The organism is Pseudodesulfovibrio sp. 5S69, assembly GCF_037094465.1.
GTDB lineage: Bacteria > Desulfobacterota > Desulfovibrionia > Desulfovibrionales > Desulfovibrionaceae > Pseudodesulfovibrio > Pseudodesulfovibrio methanolicus.
Genome location: NZ_CP146609.1, coordinates 3,596,495 through 3,622,766, shown reverse-complemented (window position 1 = coordinate 3,622,766; position 26,272 = coordinate 3,596,495). Strand labels below are relative to the sequence as shown.

General features: G+C 63.2%; 22 protein-coding genes. 11 read left to right on the top strand and 11 right to left on the bottom strand.

Annotated elements, in window-relative coordinates:
* The first annotated feature begins 145 nt into the window (after positions 1–145).
* A complete protein-coding gene (locus V8V93_RS17020; RefSeq protein ID WP_338667821.1) occupies positions 146–2,668 on the top strand; it encodes a sigma-54 dependent transcriptional regulator in 2,523 nt (840 codons plus the stop codon).
* A gap of 340 nt (positions 2,669–3,008) precedes the next feature.
* Here the strand turns inward: V8V93_RS17020 and proX (V8V93_RS17015) are convergent, their stop codons facing one another.
* The 4 genes from proX (V8V93_RS17015) to proV all read right to left on the bottom strand — a co-directional run bounded on the left by proX (V8V93_RS17015) (position 3,009) and on the right by proV (position 7,243).
* Positions 3,009–3,977, bottom strand: coding sequence for a glycine betaine/L-proline ABC transporter substrate-binding protein ProX (proX, locus tag V8V93_RS17015; protein WP_338667819.1), 969 nt, complete (start codon positions 3,975–3,977; stop codon positions 3,009–3,011).
* A gap of 180 nt (positions 3,978–4,157) precedes the next feature.
* Entirely contained in the window at positions 4,158–5,165 is a 1,008-nt protein-coding gene (proX, locus tag V8V93_RS17010) for a glycine betaine/L-proline ABC transporter substrate-binding protein ProX (RefSeq protein ID WP_338667818.1), read from the bottom strand.
* A 24-nt stretch (positions 5,166–5,189) separates the two neighbouring features.
* Positions 5,190–6,020 (bottom strand): ABC transporter permease, encoded by an 831-nt coding sequence (locus tag V8V93_RS17005; RefSeq protein WP_338667817.1) that lies wholly within the window; start codon positions 6,018–6,020, stop codon positions 5,190–5,192.
* Positions 6,020–7,243, bottom strand: coding sequence for a glycine betaine/L-proline ABC transporter ATP-binding protein ProV (gene proV / locus V8V93_RS17000; protein WP_338667816.1), 1,224 nt, complete (start codon positions 7,241–7,243; stop codon positions 6,020–6,022). Before proV ends, V8V93_RS17005 begins: the two co-directional genes overlap by 1 nt.
* An 859-nt stretch (positions 7,244–8,102) precedes the next feature.
* Between proV and V8V93_RS16995 the strand changes: the two genes are divergently transcribed.
* The gene (locus V8V93_RS16995; protein ID WP_338667815.1) at positions 8,103–8,375 is read left to right on the top strand and encodes a PAS domain S-box protein; all 273 of its coding nucleotides are present in this window, start codon (positions 8,103–8,105) and stop codon (positions 8,373–8,375) included.
* Between the two features lie 201 nt (positions 8,376–8,576).
* Here V8V93_RS16995 and V8V93_RS16990 read toward each other — a convergent pair whose 3' ends face one another.
* Genes V8V93_RS16990 through V8V93_RS16980 form a run of 3 tightly spaced genes read right to left on the bottom strand, consistent with a single transcriptional unit; the run spans position 8,577 to position 10,495 of the window.
* Positions 8,577–9,014, bottom strand: a complete 438-nt coding sequence (locus V8V93_RS16990; protein WP_338667814.1) for an arsenate reductase ArsC — start codon at positions 9,012–9,014, stop codon at positions 8,577–8,579.
* A 10-nt stretch (positions 9,015–9,024) separates the two neighbouring features.
* The gene (gene arsB / locus V8V93_RS16985) at positions 9,025–10,128 is read right to left on the bottom strand and encodes an ACR3 family arsenite efflux transporter (protein ID WP_338667813.1); all 1,104 of its coding nucleotides are present in this window, start codon (positions 10,126–10,128) and stop codon (positions 9,025–9,027) included.
* 16 nt (positions 10,129–10,144) lie between these two features.
* A complete protein-coding gene (locus V8V93_RS16980; RefSeq protein WP_338667812.1) occupies positions 10,145–10,495 on the bottom strand; it encodes an ArsR/SmtB family transcription factor in 351 nt (116 codons plus the stop codon).
* Positions 10,496–10,762: 267 nt separating this feature from the next.
* On the opposite strand from V8V93_RS16980, the gene V8V93_RS16975 reads away from it, so the two are divergent.
* A complete protein-coding gene (locus V8V93_RS16975; protein ID WP_338667811.1) occupies positions 10,763–12,121 on the top strand; it encodes a phosphomannomutase/phosphoglucomutase in 1,359 nt (452 codons plus the stop codon).
* A gap of 475 nt (positions 12,122–12,596) precedes the next feature.
* Here the strand turns inward: V8V93_RS16975 and V8V93_RS16970 are convergent, their stop codons facing one another.
* Positions 12,597–14,684: a molybdopterin-dependent oxidoreductase gene (locus V8V93_RS16970; RefSeq protein WP_338667809.1), complete on the bottom strand. Its 2,088-nt coding sequence runs from the start codon at positions 14,682–14,684 to the stop codon at positions 12,597–12,599.
* 272 nt (positions 14,685–14,956) lie between these two features.
* On the opposite strand from V8V93_RS16970, the gene V8V93_RS16965 reads away from it, so the two are divergent.
* The 3 genes from V8V93_RS16965 to V8V93_RS16955 all read left to right on the top strand — a co-directional run bounded on the left by V8V93_RS16965 (position 14,957) and on the right by V8V93_RS16955 (position 17,357).
* Positions 14,957–15,406 carry a 4Fe-4S dicluster domain-containing protein gene (locus V8V93_RS16965; protein WP_338667808.1) on the top strand — a complete coding sequence of 150 codons (450 nt, stop codon included), beginning with the start codon at positions 14,957–14,959 and terminating at the stop codon, positions 15,404–15,406.
* Between the two features lie 85 nt (positions 15,407–15,491).
* Positions 15,492–16,622: a sulfite exporter TauE/SafE family protein gene (locus tag V8V93_RS16960; protein ID WP_338667807.1), complete on the top strand. Its 1,131-nt coding sequence runs from the start codon at positions 15,492–15,494 to the stop codon at positions 16,620–16,622.
* Positions 16,623–16,700: 78 nt separating this feature from the next.
* Entirely contained in the window at positions 16,701–17,357 is a 657-nt protein-coding gene (locus V8V93_RS16955; RefSeq protein WP_338667806.1) for a hypothetical protein, read from the top strand.
* A gap of 72 nt (positions 17,358–17,429) precedes the next feature.
* Here V8V93_RS16955 and V8V93_RS16950 read toward each other — a convergent pair whose 3' ends face one another.
* Positions 17,430–17,942: a PH domain-containing protein gene (locus tag V8V93_RS16950; protein WP_338667805.1), complete on the bottom strand. Its 513-nt coding sequence runs from the start codon at positions 17,940–17,942 to the stop codon at positions 17,430–17,432.
* Positions 17,943–18,128: 186 nt separating this feature from the next.
* On the opposite strand from V8V93_RS16950, the gene V8V93_RS16945 reads away from it, so the two are divergent.
* The 5 genes from V8V93_RS16945 to V8V93_RS16925 are packed head-to-tail and all read left to right on the top strand — an operon-like array spanning position 18,129 to position 25,061.
* A complete protein-coding gene (locus V8V93_RS16945) occupies positions 18,129–19,058 on the top strand; it encodes a phosphate/phosphite/phosphonate ABC transporter substrate-binding protein (RefSeq protein WP_338667804.1) in 930 nt (309 codons plus the stop codon).
* Between the two features lie 6 nt (positions 19,059–19,064).
* Positions 19,065–21,131 (top strand): ATP-binding protein, encoded by a 2,067-nt coding sequence (locus V8V93_RS16940; RefSeq protein WP_338667803.1) that lies wholly within the window; start codon positions 19,065–19,067, stop codon positions 21,129–21,131.
* 3 nt (positions 21,132–21,134) lie between these two features.
* Positions 21,135–21,500, top strand: coding sequence for a response regulator (locus tag V8V93_RS16935; protein ID WP_338667802.1), 366 nt, complete (start codon positions 21,135–21,137; stop codon positions 21,498–21,500).
* Positions 21,501–21,550: 50 nt separating this feature from the next.
* Positions 21,551–24,004 (top strand): PEP/pyruvate-binding domain-containing protein, encoded by a 2,454-nt coding sequence (locus V8V93_RS16930; RefSeq protein ID WP_338667801.1) that lies wholly within the window; start codon positions 21,551–21,553, stop codon positions 24,002–24,004.
* Entirely contained in the window at positions 23,997–25,061 is a 1,065-nt protein-coding gene (locus V8V93_RS16925) for a dual specificity protein phosphatase family protein (protein WP_338667799.1), read from the top strand. Before V8V93_RS16930 ends, V8V93_RS16925 begins: the two co-directional genes overlap by 8 nt.
* Before the next feature lie 6 nt (positions 25,062–25,067).
* Here the strand turns inward: V8V93_RS16925 and V8V93_RS16920 are convergent, their stop codons facing one another.
* Positions 25,068–25,922: a hypothetical protein gene (locus V8V93_RS16920; protein WP_338667798.1), complete on the bottom strand. Its 855-nt coding sequence runs from the start codon at positions 25,920–25,922 to the stop codon at positions 25,068–25,070.
* A gap of 215 nt (positions 25,923–26,137) precedes the next feature.
* Positions 26,138–26,266, bottom strand: a complete 129-nt coding sequence (locus V8V93_RS16915; protein ID WP_338667797.1) for a hypothetical protein — start codon at positions 26,264–26,266, stop codon at positions 26,138–26,140.
* Between the last annotated feature and the right edge of the window lie 6 nt (positions 26,267–26,272).

Below are 26,272 nucleotides of genomic sequence, written 5' to 3'. Positions count from 1 at the left end.
CGCCACGCATGATGGCGTCGTGGAGTATTTAGCAACCATCGTGCCGAAAAGGATTTGACAAAGGGGCTCCGAGCAGCATAACGGCAAAAACATCTGAGGCGGCGGTCATCCGTGGAACCGCCGCAAGCAAGCGATGGAGGTTGCAATGCCGTCATTTTCCACCTCGGGTTCCCGGATGTCGGACTGGATACGGAGACACCTGCCCGGCCTGGTGCGCAGGCTCGGACTGCGGGGCAAGCTGCTCCTGGCCCTGATGCCTTCCATCGTGTGCATCCTTCTGTTCACGGGTTGGGCCTCCTATCGGGTCTCCGACGAATTCATCGACATCGCACTGAGCCGGACCGTGCGCCAAAACACCATGGCCGTGGCCCACGAGATGGAGCAGTACCTGGACGGCTGCCGCACGGACCTGCTTTTCTTCGCCGGGGGCCGCACCGACGCGGCGAGTCTGCGCGACGCCTTTGCCCGGCTCATAAAGGCGGGCGGCAAGCCGTACCTCGAACTATGCTATCTCCCGGCCTCGGGCGGGGAGCCCGTGGTCCTCATCCGTCAGGACGGGACCGTCCGGACGGTCGCTCCGGACACCCTGGACCGGGTGCGGCCCAATCCGTTTGCCGAACTGGACCGCCTGACAACCCTCAAGCCGGGCCACGTGGCGGCCTCGGACGTTCTTGAGGTCTCCTATCCCATGCCCACCAAGGACAGCGCCAACCGATACACGACGGCCAACGTGGTCCGTTTCTACACCGCCTGTCCCGGAAACGGCGCCGAGCCTCCGGGCCTGCTCTTCCTGTCCGTGGAGGCGACCACCCTGCGCAATATTCTCTCCTGGTACAATTCGCGCAAGTCGCCCCTGTGGGCCTATCCCCGCAGCGACGAACTTCGGTTCAGCTATTTTCTCAATCATGATGGGTGGATGCTTTTTCAGTCCGAGGATTACGACAAGCAGGGGCGCGAGCTGACCACCTATCTGGCCCGCGAGGGCTTCGACGGTTCCCTGGGCAAGCCCGGCAATGCGGCCGCGTTCCGGCCCAACGAAAAATACGCCCTCTACTGGGGTGCCGTGGCCGCCATGGACAAGGGCGAGAACGGCCTGGACCGTGTAACCGAGAGGCGCGCGCAGCAGTCCGGCGTGGATTTCCACTATTTCAGCTACGCCCCGGTCCTGTTCCGGACCGACCCGGCCGGGCCGCCGGCGGTCTATGGCGGCGTGGTCTTCGTGGACCGCAGCCAGTTGCCGATCATCGCGGGATACAAGAACATGGACGTCATGCTCTTCGTGACCATCGGCGGCATCGTGGTCATCTCCATCCTCATCTTCCTGTTCGGGCGCATCCTGACCAAGCCTATCCGCGAGCTGGCAGCGCGTATGAATACTTTGAATTCATTGGAGGAGATGGAGGAAATTCATCTGCCGTACAGCGGCTACGACATCACCGTGCTCCAGGAGTCCATCAACAACATCATCCGCCGGGTCAAACAGCAGGTGGTCGAGATCCAGGCCAAGGACGAGGCCATCCTCAACGTGAACAAGCGGGAGCGCGCCTCCCTGGACCGCGACCGGGAGCTTCTGGTCGAAAACGAACTGAGCCGCATCCCGGAGATCGTGGGCGTGGGCCCGGCCACGGCCAACCTCAAGGTCAACATCCTCAAGGCCGCCCAGGTGGACGTGGACGTGCTCATCGCGGGAGAAACCGGCACCGGCAAGCAACTGGTGGCCGAGGCCATCCATGCCCACTCCAACCGGGCAGGCAGTCCGTTCATCTCCATCAACTGCGGGGCACTGGACGAGAACCTGCTCCTCGACGCCCTGTTCGGCCACGTCAAGGGGGCCTTTTCCGAGGCCAAGGAGGACCGCAACGGCGCGTTCGTCGAGGCCGACGGCGGCATCCTCTTCCTGGACGAGATCCAGTCCGCCTCCCCCAAGGTCCAGCAGTCCCTGCTCCGGGCGCTCGCCTCGCGCAAGGTCAAGCCGCTGGGCAGCGACCGCGAGGTCGCCGTGGACGTGCGCATCCTGGCCGCCACCAACGTGGACATCCCGTCCCTCATCGAGGACAAGACCTTCCGCGAGGACCTCTACTACCGCCTCAAGGTCATCTCCATCAACACGCCCGCCCTGCGCGAGAACCGTGAGAACATCTCCCTGTTGTCCGTCTACTATCTCAAGCAGGCGGAGGCCCTGGCCGGGCGCGAGCACCTGGACCTGAGCAAGGGGGCCCTGGCCAAGCTCGTGTCCCACGACTGGCCCGGCAACGTCCGCGAACTGGTCAACTGCATCACCCGCGCCGCGGTCATGGCCGAGACCGATGTGATCCAGCCCGAGGAAATCCGTCTGGAGAGCGATTTTCAGACCTGGCCCGTCCAGCCCCAACCCGCGGAATCCCTCAACGGCAATACCGCGCACGCCCCGGCCCCGGACGCCCCCCCGGCCCCGGCGGCGCAGCCCGCCGCGCCCGAAGCCGACTCCGGCCTCAACCCCCGGCAGAAAGAAGCCTGGGACGTCATCCGCAGGCAGGGCACCATCACCCGCAAGGAATACCAGGACCTGGTCGGCGGCAACCTGCCCACCCGCACCGCCATCTACGACCTCCAGGACTTCGTCAAACGGGGCCTCCTGACCAAAACAGGCAAAGGCCCCTCCACCCGCTACGAACTGACGAGCGAGTAAGGAGCCTCCGGCGGCGGGGGGAAGGGGAGAGAGGGGAACCCTTTGAAAAGGGCTTCCTCTCTCCGCCTCCCCCGGACCCCCATCCTCTCTCACCCTCCTAAACTTTTCAGCGCCGCTTCGCAGTGCGGGCGCACCAGAAGGGCCTCCGACCCATCAATAAGTCGGAGGCCTTCCTTCTTTTGGAAGCGATCCGGGTGCGCAGCACCCGCCGGCGGCTCTCTCTTTCCCGTCGTACTTGCGACTTCGGGACAGGCTTTGGTTCGCTCCGTCCTGGGGCTCATCGGCAAAAAAAAGGGCGGCCCCAAAAGGGGCCGCCGCATTTTTCGTCAGTCAAACAAAGCTACATGGCTGCTTCGCGGGCGGCCTTGAGCCAGGCGTTCCATTTGTCCTGGTTGTTGGCGATCCATTCGTCCGCATGCTTGGCGATGTCCTTGTCGGACTTTTCGCCTTCGCTCATGCGGGTGTTCTGGGCGTTGATGTCGGCCAGGGGGAGGGTGAAGAGTTCCAGGAACTTGGCGGCAGCCGGGTTCTTTTCGAGGAATTCCTTGTTGGCCACGGCGCGGATGTCTGAGACCACGAACCCGGCCTTGAGCGGGTCGGAGACAGCGCCTTCGACGCCGGACACGGTCATGCGGTCGGCATTGGTGGCCTGGGCTTTGGTGGGCTCGATCTCGGGGACGTTGATCCAGACCACGTCCTTGCCGGGCTTGAACTTGTACACGGTCCAGTTGGGCGTCCAGGTGTAGAAGAAGACGGGCCCGCCGGACTTGTACGTGCCGAGTTCGGCGGCCATGCCCGCTTCATAGGAGGCCTTGATCAGGTTGATGTACTTGTCCAGGCCATAGACCTTCATGTGGTGGGCGATGACCTGTTCGCAGCCCCAGCCCGGGGGGCAGGCGGTCAGGTCGGCCTTGCCGTCGCCGTTGGTGTCGAAGGCCTTCATGACCTCGGGCCGTTTGAAGTCGTCCAAGGACTTGATGTTGTATTTGTCGGCATCGCGCTTGGACACCAGGTAGCCCTGCATGCCGCCGGCCTTGGCGACATAGCCGATCTTCTGCGCCTTCTGGTCGAAGTTCTTGGGCAGCTGGGCGTTGTGCATGGGGAACCAGCCGTTGGTCCAGTAGTCCACGTCGCCTAGTGCGACGGACTTATAAAAAATGGGGTTGGTCAGGTCGCGAGGCTTTTTGACTTCATAGCCGAGCGCTTCAAGCCCCTTGCGGACCAGTGCTTCCTGGAAGAAGCCGGTGTTCCAGGTGGCCCGTGCGGGCTGGACGGTGACGCCCTTGCCGGGGGTCATGTTCATTGCCATGGCGTTACTTGCGATAAAGACAATTGAAAGGACAAGCATGAGGATACGATGCATACACACTCCTTGGTTACTGATTAGCCCTAGTGACTTCTGAATATCAGGCCAGAGACAACCCCGTTTCCGGGGCATATAGGGGTAAAAAAAGGAAGCCTCCCGTACTCGGGAAGCTTCCCTTGTCAACTACATTGCGGCCTTGCGGGCGGCGTCGAGCCAGCCGTTCCAGGTATCCTGGTGGGCGGCGATCCACTCGTCCACATGTTTGGCGATGTCGCGATCGGACTTTTCGCCTTCGTTCATGCGGGTGTTCTGGGCACTGACGTCATTGATGGTCAGCTTGAAGTTTTTGAGGAAGGTGGCGGCTGCCGGGTTCTTCTCCAGAAACTTCTTATTGGCCACAACGGTGATGTCGTAGACCACGAAGCCCGGACGCAGGGGGTCGGTGACGGCGCCGGTCACGCCGGAGACGACGCTGCCGGTGTCACCCTTTTCGGGGACATTGATCCACATGACGTCTTTGCCGGGCTTGAACTTGTATACGGTCCAGTTGGGTGTCCAGGTATAGAAGAAGACCGGCTGGCCGGACTTGTACGCGCCCAACGCCGCAGCCATGCCCGCTTCGTAAGAAGCCTTGCTGGGTTTGATATAATCGCCCAGGCCGTAGATTTTCATGTGCTTGGCAATGACTTTCTCACAACCCCAGCCCGGAGGGCAGGCGGTCAGGTCGGCCTTGCCGTCGCCATTGAGGTCGAACGCCTTGATCACTTCGGGGCGTTTGAAGTCTTCCAGAGACTTGATGTTGAACTTCTCGACTTCCTTCTTGGACACCAGATAGCCCTGCATGCCGCCGGCTTTGATAATCGGGTCCAGGATCACGGCCCGCTTCTCAAAATTCTTGGGAAGCTGGGGCGTGTGCAGCGGGAAGTTGCCGTTGCACCAGTAGTCGATGTCTCCAAGGTAAATGGACTTATAAGCGATGGGGTTCGTCAGGTCCTTGGGTTTTTGTACATCGTAGCCGAGTTCTTCCAGCCCGCGCCGGGCCAGGGCTTCCTGGAAGAAACCCGTGTTCCAGGTGGCGCGAGCGGGACGGAGCGTGACGCCTTCGCCGGGTTTCATTCCCGAGGCCATTGCTGATGTGGCAACGAGGACCGCGAACAGTGCGGTCAGTAGAGATCGCTTGAACAGTTTCATGATGATACCTCGATTTGTAGCGGTTTATTTCTTTTGTGCCATTGACTGGGTGATTCGGTCCAGGACGATGGCCATGAGGACGATGCCCAGGCCGCCGACCACGGCGCGTCCGATATCAAGGGTGTTCAGCCCGAGGATGACCGGTGAGCCGAGCCCGCCCGCGCCGATGAGCGCGGCGATGACGACCATGGACAGGGCCATCATGATGGTCTGGTTCAGGCCGGCCAGGATGGTCGGCATGGCCAGGGGAATCTGGACCTTGATAAGGACCTGCCAGCGGGTGGCCCCGAAGGCCTGCGCCGCTTCCACCAACTCCGGATGAACCTGGCGGATGCCCAGTCCGGTCAACCGGATGATCGGGGGCAGGGCGAAGATGATGGTGGCCAGCACACCGGCCACGTTGCCCACGGAAAAGAGCATGACGATGGGCACGAGGTAGACGAACGCGGGCGTGGTCTGCATCGCGTCGAGCACGGGCCTGAGCCCGGCTTCGAAGCGGTCGCTGCGGCCGGACATGATCCCGAGCGGGATGCCGATCACGGCACAGATGACCACGGACGACAGGACCATGGCCAGGGTGATCATGGTGTCCTCCCACAGGCCCAGGAAGCCCACCAGGAGCAGGGAGGCCAGGGAGAAAACGGCCAGCCGCTTGCCGGAGAACTTCCAGGCCAGGAAGCAGACGATGACGATGACCACGAGCGGGTGCACATTGGTCAGGCCGTGCTCGAAGCCGCTCAACAGCCAGTCCACCGGCCATTTGAGCATCTGGAAGAATTCACGGTAGTTGTCCACCAACCATTCCACGGCCACCGAGACCCATTGGTCCAGGGGGATGATCGCGTCTTGAAACATTATTGCTCACCTCCGTCGGAAAGGGCGACTTCCGTCTTGTGCAGGGTCTTGAGGAACCGGTTCTTGGAGACCACGCCGAGGTAGCGGCCTGCGTCGTCCACCACCGGAATGGGCCAGGTAGCGTCGGCCACCAGCGGCAGGATGTCCTGCATGGAGTCGTCGCGGTGCACGGCTTGGGCCTCGGTCAGGAAGACTTGGCTGAGGGGTTTTTCCGGCAGGCCCGCTTCGAGTGCGTTGCGGATGCCCTCGGTGGAGATCACGCCGAGGAAGCGGTGCTTGGAGTCGAGCACGTACCCGTACTCCAGTTCGCTGCCGCTCAGGATTTCCTGGGCCGTGCGCAGGCCGCCGCCCATTTTGGTTACGGTGATGGTCGGGTGGGTGTCGCGCACGATGTCGCCCGCGCTGATGACCCCGGTGGGATCCACGCCGCGGAAAAAGGCGCGCACGTAGTCGTTGGCCGGGTTTTGCAGGATATCGTCCGGCGTGCCCACCTGGACCACGTTGCCGCCTTCCATGATGGCGATGCGGTCGCCGATGCGCAGGGCCTCGTCCAGATCGTGGGAGATGAACACGATGGTCCGCTGCTGCTCCTCCTGGAGCTTGATCAGTTCATCCTGCATCTCGGTGCGGATGAGCGGGTCTAGAGCGGAGAAGGCCTCGTCCATGAGCAGGATTTCGGGGTCGACGGCCAGCCCGCGGGCCAAGCCCACGCGCTGCTGCATGCCCCCGGAAAGCTGTTTGGGATATTGGTCTTCCCACCCGGTCAGGCCGACCTGGGCCAGGGCCTCGCGGGCGCGTTCGTGCCGTTTCTCCTTGTCCACCCCGGCCAGCTCCAGGCCGAAGGCGGCGTTGTCCAGCACGGTCTGGTGCGGCATGAGCGCGAACGACTGGAAGACCATGCTCATGTTGTGCAGCCGGAACTTGACCAACTCGTCGTCGTCCATGGCGGTGACGTCCTCGCCGTTGACCAGGACCCGCCCGGACGTGGGCTCGATGAGCCGGTTGAGCATGCGCACGATGGTGGACTTGCCCGATCCGGACAAGCCCATGATGACGAAGATCTCGCCATCCTCGATGGTGAATGAGGCGTTGTTCACGCCCACCGTCATGCCGGTCTTTTCCAGCACCGCGGCCTTGTCGAACCCCTGTTCGAGCATTTCAAGGCCCTTCCGGGGTTTGCTCCCGAAAATTTTGTAAAGATTTTCTACGCTGATTTGTCCCATTGTTACTCCGTTGAAAGTGGCGACGGACGCCCCGCGCCGAAGGGTGTGGGAGCATCCGGAAAAAGACTGTCGAAATGGATTCAGAAGTGGGAAACCCGATCGCGGAGACCGCGAGGGATGGCCGCGCGAGGTCGGCGTGCGGACGGGATTCCCGGCCCGCTATGGCATTTCGAGGTCCGTGACATGTAAATTTTATTTGTGCACGAATCTTTATGTTGTTTTATCGATAGTACAGTTCTGAATTGTTGCAACAACTTTTTGTATTAGAGTACTATAACTGTAGTATCTAATTTATTACTGTATTAGCGTTGCTATTTTTTGTTACAGTTTGAAAACAACAGTTTTTAATGTGCATCATGGAATTACAAATTTGGATATTATCGGAATAAATTCATCATGTCAAAAATTGATTTTTTATTTACTGTACGAGGTGATTTTTTGCTTGTTAATCGCAATTAACATCGCCTGAAAAGTGCTTTTGTTCCGTAATGTTTTAGACGGGTTCCGGACGGATTTCGGCGGTGGGTGAAAGGGCGGCTCGCGCACCGGGCTATGCGGCCGGGAACCGTTGCGGGCCTTCAATTCCCGACGGCAATGTGGTTGAGCTTATGTCTGATGGTATGAATATATGTTTCAGAGGTGGAGGATGCCGTCAGACAGGAGAAAGCCCAGGGTGGAACGCCTTGGGGATATGGATGGGACGTGCCGTCGCCAGGGCCGGTTGCCTCGTGACCGAGGCTTCGCTCGCGGGCAGCCGCACGGGGACGAATTGTAGCGTGTTCTTTCCGATGCCGCCTTCGAGGCGATCTTTCTTTCGAAGAACGGGGGCTGTATCGGCCAGAACCGCGCGGCGCGCCGCATGTTCGGCTATTCGGACGAGGAGATCATGCGTCTCTCCGGCCTGGATCTGGCCCGCGAGGACCACCGGGAACGGGTCGAACGCAGCATCCGTCTGAGGGAGGAGGCCTACGAATCCGTGGTCCTGCCCAAGAACGGGACCACCTTCCCCTGCGAGGTGCGGCCCAGCGCGGTCCGGCGGAACGGGCGGACCTTCCGGGTCATCGCCGTGCTGGATATCAGCGCACGCGGTATCCCCTGTGTCCGGGTGGCTCTGCCCCTGCGCGCAGGCTGACCGGAACTCCTTTCCCCATGAAAGCGAAGGCCCGGCGGGAATCCCGCCGGGCCTTGTCGTATGTTCGGTTTTCGTATTGCCTAGGCGAACAGGGAGAAGCGGAGTTCACCGCTTGCTCCGACACTGATGCAGCTGGTCCAGGCGCTCAGGGGCGACCAGGACCGGATCAGTTTCCGCAAGTGCTTTTTCATGTTGCACTCCTCAGTGGCCGTCCGGGTCCTCCAGGGAGCCGGGCAGCCCTTGGACAAAAGCCTTGATCTCGTCGCGCACGCGGCGGTACACGTCCAGGATTTCGGCCTCGTCGTCCAGTGTCTTGGCCAGGGCCGGCGGGTCGTCGAAACCGACGTGGACCACCTTGGTCCTGGCCGGGAAATAGGGGCAGTTCTCATTGGCGTGTCCGCAGACCGTGACCACGTAGTCGAAGTCCACGTCCTCGGGCAGGTCGGTGGTCAGCTTGGACGTGTGCCCGGAGATGTCCACGCCCGCCTCGGCCATGACCTGCACGGCCAGCGGGTTCAGGCCGTGGGTCTCCACCCCGGCGGACCAGGCCGTGAATTCGTCGGCCTTGAGAGCCTTGGCCCAGCCTTCGGCCATCTGGCTGCGGCACGAGTTGCCGGTGCACAGGAAGAGAATGTTCATGGCGTCGCTCCTACTCGGCGTTGGAGGTTTCGCAGCGGACGTGGCAGACGCCGCCGATGGTGTTTCTGGCAAAGGGGAAGTAGCGGCGCCGGAAGCGCACGGCCACGTTGACCAGGGCGATGAGCACCGGGACCTCCACCAGGGGGCCGATGACCGCGGCGAAGGCCTCGCCCGAGTCGATGCCGAAGACCGCGATGGCCACGGCGATGGCCAGTTCGAAATTGTTGGAGGCCGCGGTGAAGCTCAGGGTCGCGGCCTGCTCGTAGGTGGCGTCCGCCTTCCACGACAGGTAGAATGAGACCAGGAACATGACCAGGAAGTAGACGGTCAGGGGGATGGCGATGCGGATGACGTCAAACGGCAGGGCCACCACGCGGTCGCCCTTGAGCGAGAACATGACCAGGATGGTGAACAGCAGGAAGATCAGCGTCAGCGGGCTGATCCTGGGCACGAACACGGTCTCGTACCACTCGCGCCCCTTGACCTTGAGCCCGATGAAGCGGGAGGCCATGCCCGCCAGGAACGGGATGCCCAGGTAGATGAACACGCTTTGGGCGATCTGGCTCATGGACACGTCCACGGCCGCGCCTTCAAGCCCGAACCAGCCGGGCAGGACCGTGATGAACACGTAGGCGTAGATCGAGAAGAAGAGGACCTGAAACACGGAGTTGAAGGCCACCAGTCCGGCGCAGTATTCGGCGTCTCCGCCCGCCAGGTCGTTCCAGACGATGACCATGGCGATGCACCGGGCCAGGCCGATGAGGATCAGGCCGACCATGTAGTCGTGCTGCCCGGACAGGAAGGTCACGGCCAGGCCGAACATGAGGACCGGGCCGATGACCCAGTTCTGGACCAGGGACAGGGCGAGCACCCGGCCGTTGCGGAAGACCCTGCCCAACTGCTCGTACTTCACCTTGGCCAGGGGCGGGTACATCATCAATATGAGCCCGATGGCGATGGGGATGTTGGTGGTTCCCACCTGGAAGGCGTCGATGACCCGCTTCACGCCGGGGAAGAAGTAGCCGGTGCCCACGCCCACGAACATGGCCAGGAAGATCCACAGGGTCAGGTAGCGGTCCAGGAAGGAGAGTCTTTTCAAAGCGGTTTCGGTCATTGTGGGGTTCCTCTGCCTAGGTCGAGCAGGTTTCTTCGGTTTTGTTCGCCAGGTGTGTCATGAGCCGTTCATGGTCCAGTCGCGCCTGGTCAACGTCCGGCAGCCGCCGCCGGAGAATTTCGAGGACCTCGGACTGGATCGCGTCCGCGGGTTCGGCCAGGGTGTAGTAGACCCACTTGCCCTTGCGGCGGCCGTCCACCCAGCCCGCGTTGCGCAGGAAAGACATGTGCCGGGAGACCGTGGATTGTGGCAGATCGAGCCCGGCCATCAGGTCGCAGACGCACAGTTCGCCGTGGTCGAGCAGCCGGATGACCCGCAGCCGGGTGGGGTCGCTGAGCCCCTTCAGTCGCAGTGCGAGTTGTTCCATGGGCAAATAAATATCCGCTTATGCGGATATGTCAATGGCAATCAGGTGACGATTTTGTGCCGGGGGCATGAAACGGCCGGTGGAATTTTCGCCGAAATGTCTGTATACGATGTCGGGTACCGGGGTGCGTACCCACGGAAAACGCCGGGTAGGGGAGAAATTTCTGGCAACAACCCCTGGTTCATGATTGAATGACGGTCCGGCCATGCGGCCGGGACAACGTACGACAAGACCTATCGCCCGGCGGACGGGCAGGGAGGAATACGGATGAAGCCTATCTCGCGGGAAGTGTTCAGGACCTACGACATTCGCGGCTTGGTGGACAGGGATTTCGACGAGGAATGGGTCGAGCGGCTGGGCCGGGCCTGTGGCCGGTATTTCCTGGAGCGCGGCTCCAAGACCGCCGTGGTCGGCCACGACTGCCGCCACTCCTCGCCCGGTTACGCCGAGGCCCTGACGCGCGGCCTGAACGGCACGGGCGTGGACGTGATCACCATCGGCGAGGTCTCCACTCCGGCCTTCTACTGGGCGGTGACCAAGCAGGGGACCCATGCGGGCGTGATGATCACTGCCAGCCACAACCCGCCGGAATACAACGGGTTCAAGGTATGGCAGGGGATCAGCACCATCCATTCCGACGAGATCCAGGACGTCTTCGAGCTCATGGACACGGGCGAGTTCCCCGAAGGCGTGGGCACGGTTCGGCACGAGGACGTGCTCGACAAGTACGTGGCCGAGTTGTCCGGCGACGTGAACCTGGCGCGGCCGGTCAAGGTCGTCGTGGACGGCGGCAACGGCACGGGCGGATTGCTCACCGCCGAGGCCCTGCGCAAGGCCGGGGCCGAGGTCACCTGCCTGTACTGCGAGCCCGACGGCGACTTCCCCAACCACCATCCCGACCCGGTGGTGGAGAAGAACATGGCCGCCCTGCAACAGGCGGTGCTCAAGGAAAAGGCGGACATCGGCGTGGGCCTGGACGGCGATTGCGACCGCATCGGCGTGGTCACCGAAAAGGGTGAGCTGCTCTTCGGCGACCAGCTCGTGGCCATCTACGCCCGCGACATCCTCAAGGCTTTCCCCGGCGCGTCCATTATCGGCGAGGTCAAGTGCTCGCACCTCATGTACGACGACATCCGGGCCCATGGCGGGGACGCGGTCATGTGGAAGACCGGCCATTCCCTGATCAAGGCGCGCATGCGCGAGATCGGGGCCAAGTTTGCGGGCGAGATGTCCGGCCACATGTTCTTCGCCGACCGCTACTACGGGTTCGACGACGCCACCTACGCGGCCCTGCGCATGGTCGAGATTCTGTCCCAGTCCGACAAGCCCATGAGCCAACAGCTCAACTGGCCCAAGACCTGGTCCACCCCGGAAATCCGTGTGGACTGCCCCGAGGCCCTCAAGCAGCGCGTGGTCGACAAGGCCGTCAAATACTTCAGCTCCAAGTTCGACGCCATCGACATCGACGGCGTACGCGCCGTCTTCCCCGACGGCTGGGGCCTCATCCGCGCCTCCAACACCCAGCCCGTCCTGGTCCTCCGCTTCGAGGCCGAAACCCCGGAACGACTCGACGAAATCCGCTCCATGTTCGAGGATAAACTCAAAACCTGGATCGCCGAAGGCTAGGCGGACCGAACTATACCGACGAAAAGGGCGCGGACCTGATGGTCCGCGCCCTTTTTGATTGATGCCTCCGGCGGCCGGGGAAGGGAAGGAAAACCTTTGAAAAGGGCTTTCCTTCCCTTCCCGGACCTCCATCCCATCCTTTCCTAAACTTTTTCTATCCGCTTCGCGGGGCGAGGCGCCTCAAACGTCCCATCACCCAACCTTGTGCGGGGCCCCGGTCGACCTCCCCTCTGGAGCGATTCGGGTGCGCCGCACCCGACAGCGGCTCTTCCTCCGCGCTCGCACAAGGCTTTCGAGAGTGGGTCAGCCGTGCATTTTCTTCCGGCCGGGGCAACCGCAGCGTAGCCGTCTACGTGAGGATTGTCCCGGCCGGAAAAAATGTGCGGATGGCCCGCTATCGGAAGCCGCTTAATGTAGAAAAGGCCAGCATCAAAAAGATGCTGGCCTTTTCGTATTATGGGGGTGGGTAGGTTTTTTATTTGGATACGGAGACGAAGTGCTCCTGCATGGCTACGGCGCCGCCGCCGCGGTCCCACTTGTTGATGCCCTTGGGCATGAGCAGGTTGTCGGCCGCGCCCATGCCTTTGGCCCGGGACTCGCACGGCAGGTCGTGGCCGAAGCCGTGGATCATGAAGACGGCCTCGGGGTGGACGAAGTCCGTGACGAACGCCTTGATCTTGGCCTTGTAGCCGTTGCTGGCCACGGTGACGTACTCGTCCTGTTCAATGCCCAGCGCCTTGGCGCGCTCGGTGTTGATCCACAGGACGTTCTCGGGCATCTGCTCGAAGAGCAGGGAGTTGTTCACGGTGTGGCCCTGGGTGTGCAGGGCGCAACGGCCGAAGGTGATGCGGAACTTGTCCGCCGGGGGCCGCTCGGGCGCCTCGTAGGGCTTGAGCGACGGCAGACCGTCGGCCTCAAGCTTGGCGTCGATGATCTGGACCTTGCCGGACGGGGTCTTGAAGGAGCCCTCTTTCACCGGCTTGTACAGCGGATCGGCGGCCAGGGAGACGATGCCGGTCTTCGCGAAGTCCTCGATGGACACGCCCGTGCCGTCGAGCTGGAATTTCCAGATGTCCTCGATGTCGGTGTAGTCCAGCTCCTTGAGTCCCATGCGCTTGGCCAGGCCCGCGTAGATTTCCCACACGGCCTTGGTGTCGTAGATGGGCTCCATGGCCCGTTTGCGCACCTGGAAGGCGGGCTTGGGGCCGTTCTTGGTCATCAGGATCTCGTCCCGTTCGAGATACGGGGAGATGGGCAGGACCACGTCCGCGTTCCAGGCGGTGTCGGACCAGGAGAAGGTCACGGCCACGAGCAGTTCGATGTCGTCCCACTTGGCCTTGACGTCGTCCTTGTCCGGGAAGGCCATGAGCGGGTCGTGGCGCTGGGCGATGTACGCCTTGATCGGGTAGGGCTTTTCCTCCACCGCGGCCTCGTAGGCCAGGTGGACCAGGCCCGGGCCCGCGTCGAAGTGCTTGCGTCCTTCCATCCAGCCCACGCCGTCGGCGCGCTGGCCCTCGGGCTTGGGATAGAGCTCCATGAAGCTCTTCAGGCCCTTGGCGCCCACGTCGCCCGGCTTGTTCATGAACGGCAGGCCGCCCTTGGCCCCGATGGCGCCGAGCAGGGCGTTGATGATGTAAATGGTCCTGGTCATGTAGAAGGAATCGGAGTAGCGCGCCGTCATCCAGCCCGGGTGCCAGAGCACGCTCGGTGCGGCCTCGGCCAACTGGTTGCAGAAATCGATCAGGCTCGCCGCGGGCACGCCGGTCTCCGCCTCAGCCCACTCCGGGGTGTAGGGCTTGACGAACTCCACGAGCTTGTCGAAGTCTTCGACCCAGTCGGCCACGAACTGCTTGTCGTACAGTTCATTATTAATAAGGACATGGATGACCGCCAGGTTGAAGGCGTAGTCCGTGCCGGGCCGGACCATGAAGAAATTGTCCGCCTTGGTGGCCGGGACATTGGCCCGGATGTCGATGACCGTCAGCTTGGCCCCGCCCTCGATGCCGGTGAACAGGTTGTTCACCTCGGCCACGTTGATGGCCTCGAGGATGTTGCGCTGCTGGAGCACCACGTGCTTGGCGTTCTTCAGGTCGTAGGACACGCCCTTGCGTCCGAAGCCGAACACGGACAGGGCCGCGTTCTGCACGTTGCGGGCGCAGGCCGAGTCGTGGTTGTTGTAGTTGGCCGTGCCGATGCCGCGCAGAAAAGCGCGGTAAAAGTCGCGGAACGGGCCGCCGCGGTCCGAGAACAGGACCGAGTTCTTGCCGTAGGCGTCCTGGATGCGGGTCAGTTCGTCGGCCACGTAATCCAGGGCCTCGTCCCACGACACCTTCTTCCATTTGCCTTCGCCGCGTTTGCCCGTGCGTACCATGGGGTACTGCGGGCGGTCCTCATCATAGGTCAGGGCCGTTCCGGCAGCGCCGCGCGGACACAGGGAGCCCATGATGCCAGGGGCATCGGGGTTGCCCTGGATGTACTCCGCCTTGCCGTCGACCACTTCGACCTCGATGGGACATCGCACCGAGCACATGCCGCATATGCTCTTTACAAATTCCTTACCCATACACTCCTCCTGTACAGACAGTGATGATTCTGCGCGCTCTTTGAGTTAGGGTGGACCTTATGCGGGCTGGTCAACCCTGGGCAATACATACCCGGCATGTGAAATCTATAACATGATTTTTCTTCCATTCGATGAAAAAAATGGGTTATGATCGTTTCCGATTGCGAAATAAATCACAAGCAAGGTGGTTGTTGACCAACCCCGGATTTTTCTTCAGTTCCTGGACTACAAACAAGACTGCGCGCCCAAATTCTAGTCTGCAGAGGTGGAAAATGGCTGGTTACAGAATGAAATTTGACAAGAAGCGGTGCATTGCGTGCAACGCCTGCCTGGTTCACTGCAAGGTGAAAAACAAGGTGCCCGCGGGGCTTTCCCTCAATCGCCTCGAGGCGGAGGGGCCCATCGCCGACAAGGACGGCAAGCCTTCGGCAAAGCTGAAGTATACCAACTGTCGGCACTGCAAGAAACCCGAATGCGTGAGCGCGTGCCCCACCGGGGCCATGTACAAGCGCGAAGACGGGCTGGTGTTGGTGGACATGGACAAGTGCGACGGCTGCAAGGCCTGCATCGACGCCTGTCCGTGGACCGTGCCGGTGTTCAACGAAGCCACCGGCAAGATCATGAAGTGTGATTTCTGCGTGGACAGGGTCGATGCCGGCGGCACCCCTGCCTGCGTTGTCGGCTGCACGGCGAATGCCCTGAGCTTTGTGCGGCCGGAATAGACTGGTACCGAACTTCGCGGCCTTGGGGGGCGCGGGGTGACATTTTGGGGTCCTTTTAACACTAATTTATGAGGAGGAGGTAACTGTGTTACGTTCCAAGAAAACTCTCCTGATGCTGGCGCTGGTTGCGGCTGTCTGCCTGATGGCACAGCCCGCCCTGGCCGATCGTCTGGCCGACGCCATCGCCGAGGCCAAACCCACCGGTGAGCCCGGCTACATGGGTATCCCCGGCGGTCCGCAACTGAACATCATCATCGGTTTCCTGTGGGCGATCTGGGTAGGCTGGATCTTTTCCACCGTCGGCGCTTTCGGCGGCATCATGGCCGGTGTCGGTCACATCACCATCTATGGCCTGGGCGACTACGCCAGCTCTTTCGGCAAGGGCTCCAAGATGAACAAGGTCGTCACCGACTCCATCCGCGTGTCCAACCAGTGGTTGGTCGGTTGTTCCGCCGCCCTGTCCTCCTTCAACTACTACAAGGCCGGTCGCCTGGTGCTGCCGCTGGGCATCGCCCTGGCCATCGGTTCCGTGGCCGGTTCCTGGCTCGTGCCCTGGCTGACCGCCGGTAAGATCAGCCTGAAGGCCTACCTGGGCTACTTCGGTCTGTTCGTCCTGTTCCTGGGCTGCTACCTGTTCTACCAGACCACCCCGAAGGGGCAGGCCGGCAAGCAGGCCGCCAAGAAGGCCGCCGAGGCCTTCCAGAAGTCCGTCAAGGAACAGCAGCATGGCGGCGGCACCGTGGACATGGCCGAGATGGGCGTGAAGGTCCAGAAGTTCACCCCGACCATCTGCGAGTTCACCTTCTTCGGCGTCGAGTTCAAGTTCAACCCCCTGATCCCCGTGGTCGGCGGTTTCTGCATCGCGGCCCTGGCCTCCTTCCTGGGTGTCGGCGGCGGCTTCCTGCTGGTGCCGTTCCTGACCTCCGTGGCCGGCCTGCCCATGTACCTGGTTGCCGGTACCTCCGCCCTGGCGGTCCTCATCGGCATGGTCAACTCCATCGCCTCCTACATGCTGCTCAAGCAGACCCCGGTGGCCTGGGGCCTGATCGGCGCCGAGCTCGTCGGCATCGTCATCGGCTCCATCGTCGGACCCAAGACCTCCAAGTTCATCCCGGACAAGGTCCTGAAGTACATCTTCATCGTCCTGGCCGTGTACGTCGGTCTCCGCTACACCACCAAGGGCTTCCTGGGCTACTCCATCGTCCCGCCCTTCTAAGTCGGGCGAACTGACGGCAAGAAAGAGGGGCCGCCCATTTCGGGCGGCCCCCATAACCAAACTTTCACAGGAACGAACATGACCGGCCAAATCGTATACGAATTTCTCGACCCCTGGATGATCTGGGCCTTCCGCACCACCGGCAACGCCTACGTGGGCTTCACCATCGGCCTGATCTGGGTCTCCCTCGTGGCAACCGTCATCGGCGAGTTGTGCATGGCCGGGGTCTATTTCACCAACAAGAAACATTTCCGGACCATCAACCGGGACATGGTCGACCACCACAACCTGTCGGTCAAGGCGCTGGGCGCCAAGAACAAGACCGCGTGGAAGGCCTGCAACTCCATCGCCAACGACGCCTTCGGCAAGAATTTCTTCGCCCGCATCGCGCTGTTTGCCTCGTCCCTGTGGGTGGTCCCGTTCGGCATCGGCTGGCTGTTCTACCGCTTCGGCCATGTGGACTTCACCGTGCCGTACCTGGGCCTGGTCGGCCCGGCATTCCTGTTCATCCCGGTCTACATTCTGGTCCGCTACCTGTTCAGCCTGGCCAAGCCGTGGCTGCCGGTCTTCAAGACCATCCGCCAGAAGGTCAAGGACAACGAGGCAGGCGACGAGATGCTGGAATTCACGGACCTGCTCAGCGAAGAGGACAGAAAGGAATACATGCGGAAAAAGGAGCGGGGCAGACACAAGCCCGGGCTCATCGAGAGCAAGCCGGTCCCCGAAGGGTCCTAGCGATTTCGAAAAAAGGAAAAGCCGCCCCACGGGGCGGCTTTGTTCTTTGATATGATCGGCCGGGCCGGACTGCTAGGGAGCGGCCTTTTCCACGGCCTCCAGGAAGCCGGGGAGGTCGGAGGGCCCGATCAGGTAGAACCGCTCCTCGGTCTGGACGCAGAGCACGTCGGAGCGGTTGGTCACCACCACCGCCTCCTTGCCGTCCTTGATCTCGACCATGCCGGACCGGTACGCTCCGAAGGTCATGTACTTTTTGGTCTTGGTGAACTTGAAGTCCTCGTCCTTTTTCAGGTCCACGCGGAACGTCTTGACCACCGAGGCCCAGGGGATGACCGCCGAGGCGAACGGCGGGGCGGCCAGGAGGATGCCCTCGTCGGCCACCGTGACCGAGGCCCGCTTGGGCGTGATGTAGAGCATGTACCAGTAGAACATGGACAGCGGTCCGGCCACGGCGATGAGGCAGATGCCGGTCCAGGTCAGGCCGGAGTTGAAGCTCCAGGCAACGGCCGCGGCGACAACGGCCACGACCAGGAGGAAAAAGGTGAGCACGGTCTTGCTCATGGGGATCTTGAAAATAGTCGTCATGGGAATCTCCTTGCTTGGGCACGCCCGTGTGCTGGCCCCCTTCATACTGACTTGGGGGCGAGTTGCCAAGGGATAAGACTTGTTGGAATGCGGCCTGAATTTCTGTAGGCTTTCAAGACGCGTCCGAAACATGGCGCTGGGAGCGATTGACCAGATGCGAGAGCGATTGATCCGATGAAGACAACCATGCGATTCCGAATGACGACCTGGGCGATCCTGCTCGCGCTGCTTGTGCCCGTGGCCTTCGCGTCCGGATGCTCGGACGAGAAGCCGGTCAAGGTCAACCTGTCCAAGCGCGAGGACCTGGTAGCCCCCCGCATGGTCGAGGCCATCACTTACGCCTACCTGCCGCAGTATTCCCACACCATCTCCTACCAGCGCCACCGCAGGCTGCTCGAATACCTGCGCAAGACCACCGGCCTGCCGCTCAGGCAGATCTTTCCCGACACCTTCGAGGAGCACGTCAAGATGGTCGAGCGCGGGGAGATCGACATCTCCTATTCCAACCCGTTCGTCTACGTGCGGTTGGCCAAGGCCGGGGCCCAGGCCTTCGCCCGGGTCATCGAGCCCTCGGGAGAGCCCAATTTCCGAGGCCAGATCATCGCCCGCTCTGACAACGCGGCCATCAACACCATCAACGACTGCCGCGGCAAGCGGTGGATCGCCGTGGACCCCAACTCGGCGGGCGGCTATCTCTTTCCCCTGGGGCTGTTCTACAACCACGGCATCAAGCTCTCCGACTTCGAGACAGTGGACTTCGCGCCCGGACCGGGCGGCAAGCAGGAGAAGGTCGTCCTGGCCGTGCACGCCGGCGTGTACGACATCGGGACCATCCGCAAGGGCACCCTGGACGTGGTCAGGAACAAGATCGACCTCGGCTCCATCCGGGTCCTGGCCGAGACCCGCGCCTATCCCGGCTGGGTGTATGCGGCCCGCAAGGGGCTCGACCCGGCCGTGGTGGACGCCATCGCCAGGGCCATGTTCGCCCTGAACGTGGACACCGCCGAGCACCGGGCCATCCTGAGCGCCGCGGGCATGAAGGGCATCATTCCGGCCCGCGACATCGACTACGATCCGGTCAGGAAACTGGCCGAGAAACTGAACCTCGACCGGTAGCCGTCCATGCGCATCTTTCCCCGGCTCAAGTTCCGCACCAAGCTCAACCTGGGCATGTCCGCCATCCTGGTGGGCATGGCCGTGCTGCTGTTGCCGCTCATCGGGACCATGAGCGCCAACTCCCTGGTCGAGGAGAGCAAGAAGCGCGGTTCGGCCCTGGCCGAAGGGCTGTCCGTGCGCGCCGTGGACCCCTTGCTCGCCCGCGACTTCCTAAGGCTCAAGAACATGGTCGACGAGCAGTCCTCGGTGGAGGACGTGATCTACGCCTTTGTCCAGGACAAGAACGGCTTCGTCCTGGTCCACACCTTCCAGAAGGGCTTCCCCGTGGACCTCATCGACGCCAACAAGGTGGCCACGGGCCAGCCCCTGCATATCCAGCTCCTGGCCGACGGTTCGCGGCGCATCTATGATTTCGCGGCTCCGGTCCTGGTCTCGGACGGACGGCTCGGGACCGTACGCATCGGTTTGTCCCAGGCGCGCATCCAGATGGCCGTACAGCGCCAGTTGACCCTCATGGCCGCGCTGTTCGCCGGGGCCCTGATCCTGGCCACGTCGCTGGGCACGGTCTTCGCCCGGCGCGTCACCGCTCGGCTGGGGCGGCTGCGGGCCCACGCGGAGGAAATGCTGACCGGTAACCTGGACACCTTTTCCGGCCCGGAATGGGGCATCCACTGCTGGGAGAAGCAGCAGTGCAACACCACCCAGTGCCCGGCCTACGGCGAGACCCGGCGGCGGTGCTGGTACATCGCCGGGACCATGTGCCCGGACTGCAACAACGAGGGCAATTTCCAGTGCCGCCTGGAGTCCTGCCGCCGGTGCGCTGTCTACCGCGAGAACGCGGGCGACGAGATCCAGGACCTGGCCGAAACTTTCGACGTCATGGCCCTGTCGCTCAAGAGCCACATCGAGGAGCTGCGCGACGCCGAGCGCAACCTGCGCGACCAGCAGCGGCTGACCCGGACCATCCTGGACGTCTCCCCGGACCGGGTCTCCCTGGTGGATTCGACCATGCGCTACCGGGGTTGCAACAAGAGCTTCGCCGAGTCCGTGGGCATGTCCCTGGCCGAGATCGAGGGCAAGACCGACTTCGACCTCTTCCCCGAGGCCGAGGCCGAGGAGCGCCATATGGCGGCCCGCGACATCCTCCAGTCCGGGCGCAGGCTGGACACCCAGCTCATGGTCGAGGCCGGCGGCGGCGAGCACTGGTTTCACGTGGTCTGCGTGCCGGTCTTCAACGACAAGGGGCACATCGACGGGCTGCTGCGGACCGACCGCGACATCTCGGACATCAAGCGCTACGAGAACCAGCTCATCCAGGCCCAGAAAATGGAGTCCCTGGGGTTGCTGGCGGGCGGTGTGGCCCACGAGATCAACACCCCGCTGGGCATCATCCTGGGGTACGCCCAACTGCTCCAGGAGGACGTGGACGCGGGCAGTCAGATCCACCAGGACCTGGCCATCATCGAGAAGCAGACCCAGGTGTGCAAGAAGATCGTGGCCGACCTGCTCGGATTCTCCCGCCAGACCCAGTCGGCCAAGCGCGAGATGTGCTTCAACAACTCGGTCATGGAGGCGGTCTCCCTGGTGCGCCACACCCTGGAGCTCGACAAGGTGGAGATCATCACCCAGCTCGACGACCGCTACCCGATCATCTACGGCGACCCCGAGAAGCTCAAGCAGGCCTGGATCAACCTGTTGACCAACGCGCGCGACGCCATGGCCGGGCAGGGCGGGACCATCCTCATCCGCACCCGCCTGGACACGCCGGGCGGCATCGTCTCCCTGTGGGTGGCCGACAACGGTTCGGGCATCGCCGAGGAAGCGCTCAAGAAGATTTTCGATCCGTTTTACAGCACCAAGGCCGTTGACAAGGGCACCGGCCTGGGGTTGTCCGTCTCCTTCGGGATCATCGAGGACCACGGCGGCGACATCCGCGCCGAGAGTCCTGTCCCAAAGGATTTCGGGTTCCCGTCCGATGCCAAGCGCGGGGCCGGGGGCGGCGGAACGGTCTTTGAAGTCAACCTCCCGCTGGACCATGAGGGTCCGGAAGGCGGGGAGCCCGAAAAGGAGTAGATCATGGCGAATATATTGGTGCTCGACGATATCAGCGACGCCGGGATGCTGGTCAAGCGCATCCTGGAACGCAAGGGCCATCAGGTGTGGAGCTTCACCGAGGAGGAGGATGCCCTGAAGCACGCGGCCGGGACGAAGATCGACCTGGCCATCCTGGACATCAAGCTCAAGAAGATGACCGGCGTGGAGGCGCTGGAGGAACTCAAGAAGGTCAATCCGGACATGAAGGCGATCATGCTGACCGGCTATCCCACCCTGGAGACCGCCCGCGAATCGCTTCGGCTCGGAGCCCAGGAATACTGCGTCAAGCCCATCAACAAGGAGGAACTCGAGGTCAAGGTGGCCGAGGTCCTCGAAGGCGGGGCATAGGGAACGGAGCCCGCGGGCAGTGAATCATACCGTTTAGCCAAGGACGATCCATGTATCTCAAACAGCTCTTCAGGCACTGGACCTATCAGGTATTCGCGCCGGGCACCCTGCTTCGGCGCAAGTACGAGGCGTTCAAGTCCCTGCTGGCCCACGACGCGGTGGCCCTGGAACTGATCGCCGACCTGGAGGAGATGTTCTACGGCAAGCGGCTGGCCGACCGGCAGTGCGCGGTCTGGATGACCAACCGGCTGTCCTCGGCCGTGTCCACCATGGCCGGGCAACTGGTGGAGATGAACCCGACCCGGTACATGGACCTGCCCGAGTATTTCCGCAAGATCGACTTTTACGTGCACATGGCGCTTGAGCTCGAACAGCCCGAGGTCGGCCCGCCGTACATCCTCTCCCTGGAGGAGGCCGGGGCCATGCCCAAACTGGCGGGCGGCAAGGCCGCCAACCTGGGCCGGGCCAAGAGTCTGGACGGCATCCCCGTGCCCCCCGGCTTCGTGGTCACGGCCAATGCCTTCAACTATTTCATCGACTTCAACGGGCTGGGCGAGGAGATCGAAAAAAGGCTGCGGCAGATGGTCGTGGGCGACCGCGACCTGCTGGCCCGGCTGACGGCCGAGATGCAGGAACTCATCCTGGCCGCCGAGGTCCCCGAGGAGATCGCCCGGGGCATCCGCTTCGGCGTGTCCGAGATCATCGAAGGCGACGACCTCATCGCGGTGCGTTCCAGCGCCCTGGCCGAGGACGGCGAGATATCATTCGCCGGGCAGTACGCCTCGGAGTTGAACGTCCAGCCCAACGATGTGCTCGAAGCCTACAAGCGGGTCCTGGCGGGCAAGTACTGTCCGCGCGCCGTGGCCTACCGCATCTCCAACGGGCTGACTGACAGCGAGACGGCCATGGCGGTGCTGGTCATCCCCATGGTGGACGCGGACACCGCGGGCGTGCTCTACACCCGCGACCCGGACTGCTGGGGCCGCGAGGCCATGGGCGTGTATGGCGTGCGCGGCCTGGGCCACGGGCTGGTGGACGGCTCGACCTCCCCGGACAAGGCCGTGCTGACTCGCGAGGAGACTCCGCGCCTGGACGCGGACTGCACCCCGGACGCGGGCGGCCTGCCCTCCGAGGAGTCCCTGGTCAGGCTCGGGCGGCTGGCCATGCGCCTGGAAGAGGCCTTCGGGCGGCCGCAGGACATTGAATGGGCCGAGGACGTCACCGGCGAACTGTTCGTCCTCCAGACCCGCCCCCTGCAGGAGGAGCGCGAGGAGGCCCTGGCCGGGCAGGACCCGATACCCATGGCCACCCGGCCCATCGCCGAGGGGCTGGAACGCGCCTCCACCGGCGCGGGTTGCGGGACCGTGTACTTCGCTTCCTCGGGCGAGCGCATCGCCCAGATCCCCGAAGGTGCCGTGGTCGTCACGCCGAGCCTGCAACCGTCGCTTTTGACCTTCATCGGCCGGATGAACGGGGTCATCGCGGCCACGGGCAGCAGGGCCAGCCATTTCGCTTCCGTGGCCCGCGAATCGGGCGTGCCCGTGGTGGTCGGCGATGTGCGCGCCCAGCTCGAACAGGGCCAGTTGGTCACCGTGGACGGCACGCACGGGGCCATCTACGAAGGCTGCGTGGAGGCCATCATGACCCGCGCCCGTGAAGGACAGCAGGTCTCGGAGCGGGTCGTGGAACAGTACGCCAAGGTCGCCCCCCTGACCGTGCGCCTGAACCTGACCGACCCCCAGGCCGAGGACTTCACCCCCATGGGCTGCCGGTCCCTGCACGACGTGGTCCGCTTCTGCCACGAGAAATCCGTGAACGAGATGTTCGCGGTCATGGACAAGAAGGGGCGGGGCATGCACTCGGCCAAGCGGCTGGAGACCAGCCTGCCCCTGGTCATGTACGTCCTGGATTTGGGCGGCGGCTTCTTCGCCAACGCGGGCGAGGGCAAGACCGTCTCGCCCCAGGACATCAAGTGCCGCCCCATGTGGGCCCTGTGGTACGGGCTGTCCGACGACCGGGTCCAGTGGCCCTCCCGGCTGACTGCCATGGACTGGGAGGAGTTCGACAAGGTCTCGGGCGGCATCTTCAGCTTCGACTCCAAGCTGCTGGCCAGCTACGGGCTGATCTCCGAGGACTACCTGCACCTGATGGTCCGCTTCGGCTATCACTTCTCGGTGGTGGACACCATCTGCGGGCCGGAGCAGGGGGCCAATTACATCAATTTCCGTTTCAAGGGCGGTGGGGCCGGGTTCGACCAGCGGCTGCTCCGGCTGGAGTTCATCCGCCGGGTCCTGGACCGCTACGGGTTCGAGACGACCACGCGCGGCGACATGATAGACGCCAAGTGCTCCAGGCTGCCAGAGAACGACATTCGGCGGCTGCTCATGCGCCTTGGCTATCTCATGGCCGTGACCCGGCTCATGGACATGCGCATGGACAGCGAGGAACAGGTCGCCGCCGAGGTCGAGCGGTTCATCCACGACGCGGAGTCGCGTGATGGCTGACAAGACCGCCGCCTACAAGATCACCTGGGTCACGGACCAGCTCGGCGTGGGCAGCGCGCCCATGAGCTATCCCCAACTGGACGCCATCCGCGCCCAGGGCGTGGACGCCATCCTCAACCTGTGCGGCGAGTTCTGCGACCTGCACGACATCGAGAAGGACTCGGGCTTCGAGGTCTATTATTTGCCCCTTGAGGACGAGGAGGCGCCGGGGCTGATCGAGCTGGAAAAGACCCTGGCCTGGCTGGACGAGGCCATCTACCTGGGCAAGAAGGTGCTCATCCACTGCCGCCACGGCATCGGCCGCACCGGCACGGTGCTCAACGCCTACCTGCTGCGGCGCGGCCTGGGCCACAAGCTGGCGGGCAAGGCGCTCAAGAAGCTCAAGAGCAAGCCGGCCAACTTCGTGCAGTGGCGGACCGTGCGCAAGTACGGCAAGCAGTCCGGCCAACTGACCGTGCGCGAGCCGTCCCTGGAGTTCAAGCGGCTGGTGGATCTGTCGCCGTTCTTCAACGACTATGCGGAGCTGGTCGCGCGGGTGGATGAGAGCGGCCAGGCCACCAAGGGGCTGGCCTGCGGCCTGGACCACAGCCAGTGCTGCACCACCCCGGTCTCCCTGAGCTTGGCAGAGGCCGTGTACATCTCCCATCGCATCAACCAGAAGCTGTCCGGCGAGGAGCGCCTCAAGGTCATCGAGCGGGCCGTGGCCACGGCCCAGGCCGAGCGCAAGGCGGACAGCGACCTGGCCTCCGGCGGGGACGGGGAATACTGCCTGTCCGAGGCCGGGGCCGTCTGCCCGCTGCTCAAGGACGGCAAATGCCTGATATTCGAGCACCGGCCCATCCAGTGCCGCGCCTTCGGCCTGGACCAGCACGACGCCGGGGGTATGTGGGGGACCATGATCAATCCGGCCCTGAACAAGATATCCTCGGAGATATGGTTCGCCTACACCGGTTCCATGGCGTCTGGCGACATGCCGCGCTTCGCCCTGCCGGACGTGGTCTCCGGCAAGTTCGTGGAGACCATCTTCCGGTTCATGATGCGGCAGGGGCTTGAATAGCCAGGCCTAGACCGAGCAGTGCAACTCCACGAAGGGGTTGGCCAGTTGCGGCAGGTGGGGCTCGGCAAAGAAAACGTGTCCCTCCCTGGGCAGGACCAGGGGCGCGACGTCCGGGTCGGTGGAGACGCTCACTTCGTCCTCGCTGAAGGTCACGGTCATGGGCACCACCTCCTGCTCCGCCTCGCTGCACAGGCTCTCCCGGGTCTCCGGGATATGGCAGTGGGTGTGCCCGTCCGGGTGCACCACGGTCAGCTTGGTCAGGGTGGTGATCACCTGGCGGACCTTCCCGTCCTCATCGAACACCAGCGAATTGGCGTCCCCGTTCACGCCCACGGCGTCCGGGTCGTACGCGGTCATCTCGCCCGCACGGGTGGGCACGGTGACGGGTTTGGCCGGTTCCAGCGAGCGGACTTTGCCCTCCGGGGTGAAGCTGACCCCGATGCGCGCCTCCACGGGTCCGACCGGGGTGGGCACGGACAGAGTCTCGCCCGGCCACAGGGTCAGGCTGCGCAGGTTGCGGTTGTCGTAGAAGCTGACGCTCAGGACCTTGGCCCGGACCAGGCCGATGGGCGTGGTCAGGGTGAGCGGCTTGGCCAGCCCGGCCTCGTCATCCTGGCTCCAGTAGCCCGACAGCTTGCCGTTCAGGGGGAAGATGCGGTTGATGGTCCCGTTTTCGTGGAAGGAAATCAATTCGCCCGGGATGTCGCCGGCCGAAGTGGAGAACAGGGTCTGCTTCTCCAGGGGGACGGATTTGACCGTACCCGAGGCGTGGTATTCCACGGGCAGGATCTCCCGTTTCCTGAGGTTGTCGTCCGTGTATTGGGGAATCAAATCACCGTACTGCGTGGATATGGTCTGCATGAAAACCTCTCCTGGAGTCTTGAAAGGCGGGGCGGTGCCGGGATTGGCGGCCGTCCGGAATACTTGAGTGTGCGGGGCGTCCGGCCAGGCCGTGGCGTCCGATGAAAAGCAGGATCGCGTAGCTGACGGGCGGCAAGCACGGGCAGCGCGGCTGGGGCGTGACCGCCAGGGCCGGCTTGCCGGTGATCGCAAGCACCGTAAAATCCATGCCGGCCCTAGGGGTTGAGGGTGGTCCGGGCCTGGATCCCGGCGGCCGCGGGGGCGGCGTTCGGCGGCGTGGCCGTGGTGGCCGTGCCGGACAGGACGCAGAGCCACAGGCAGATGTACAGGAATTTCTTGAACACGGGGAC

Excerpts from the sequence above, each read along its gene's own strand:
- arsB (WP_338667813.1), bottom strand. The coding sequence starts at position 10,128 with ATGACCGAAACCGCTTTGAAAAGACTCTCCTTCCTGGACCGCTACCTG.
- V8V93_RS16970 (WP_338667809.1), bottom strand. The coding sequence starts at position 14,684 with ATGGGTAAGGAATTTGTAAAGAGCATATGCGGCATGTGCTCGGTGCGA.
- V8V93_RS16935 (WP_338667802.1), top strand. The coding sequence starts at position 21,135 with ATGGCGAATATATTGGTGCTCGACGATATCAGCGACGCCGGGATGCTG.
- V8V93_RS16945 (WP_338667804.1), top strand. The coding sequence starts at position 18,129 with ATGCGATTCCGAATGACGACCTGGGCGATCCTGCTCGCGCTGCTTGTG.
- V8V93_RS16955 (WP_338667806.1), top strand. The coding sequence starts at position 16,701 with ATGACCGGCCAAATCGTATACGAATTTCTCGACCCCTGGATGATCTGG.
- proX (WP_338667818.1), bottom strand. The coding sequence starts at position 5,165 with ATGAAACTGTTCAAGCGATCTCTACTGACCGCACTGTTCGCGGTCCTC.
- V8V93_RS16930 (WP_338667801.1), top strand. The coding sequence starts at position 21,551 with ATGTATCTCAAACAGCTCTTCAGGCACTGGACCTATCAGGTATTCGCG.
- V8V93_RS16940 (WP_338667803.1), top strand. The coding sequence starts at position 19,065 with ATGCGCATCTTTCCCCGGCTCAAGTTCCGCACCAAGCTCAACCTGGGC.
- V8V93_RS16965 (WP_338667808.1), top strand. The coding sequence starts at position 14,957 with ATGGCTGGTTACAGAATGAAATTTGACAAGAAGCGGTGCATTGCGTGC.
- V8V93_RS16920 (WP_338667798.1), bottom strand. The coding sequence starts at position 25,922 with ATGCAGACCATATCCACGCAGTACGGTGATTTGATTCCCCAATACACG.
- V8V93_RS17020 (WP_338667821.1), top strand. The coding sequence starts at position 146 with ATGCCGTCATTTTCCACCTCGGGTTCCCGGATGTCGGACTGGATACGG.
- V8V93_RS16990 (WP_338667814.1), bottom strand. The coding sequence starts at position 9,014 with ATGAACATTCTCTTCCTGTGCACCGGCAACTCGTGCCGCAGCCAGATG.
- V8V93_RS16975 (WP_338667811.1), top strand. The coding sequence starts at position 10,763 with ATGAAGCCTATCTCGCGGGAAGTGTTCAGGACCTACGACATTCGCGGC.
- V8V93_RS17005 (WP_338667817.1), bottom strand. The coding sequence starts at position 6,020 with ATGTTTCAAGACGCGATCATCCCCCTGGACCAATGGGTCTCGGTGGCC.
- V8V93_RS16950 (WP_338667805.1), bottom strand. The coding sequence starts at position 17,942 with ATGACGACTATTTTCAAGATCCCCATGAGCAAGACCGTGCTCACCTTT.
- V8V93_RS16980 (WP_338667812.1), bottom strand. The coding sequence starts at position 10,495 with ATGGAACAACTCGCACTGCGACTGAAGGGGCTCAGCGACCCCACCCGG.
- proV (WP_338667816.1), bottom strand. The coding sequence starts at position 7,243 with ATGGGACAAATCAGCGTAGAAAATCTTTACAAAATTTTCGGGAGCAAA.
- V8V93_RS16925 (WP_338667799.1), top strand. The coding sequence starts at position 23,997 with ATGGCTGACAAGACCGCCGCCTACAAGATCACCTGGGTCACGGACCAG.
- V8V93_RS16995 (WP_338667815.1), top strand. The coding sequence starts at position 8,103 with ATGTTCGGCTATTCGGACGAGGAGATCATGCGTCTCTCCGGCCTGGAT.
- proX (WP_338667819.1), bottom strand. The coding sequence starts at position 3,977 with ATGGCAATGAACATGACCCCCGGCAAGGGCGTCACCGTCCAGCCCGCA.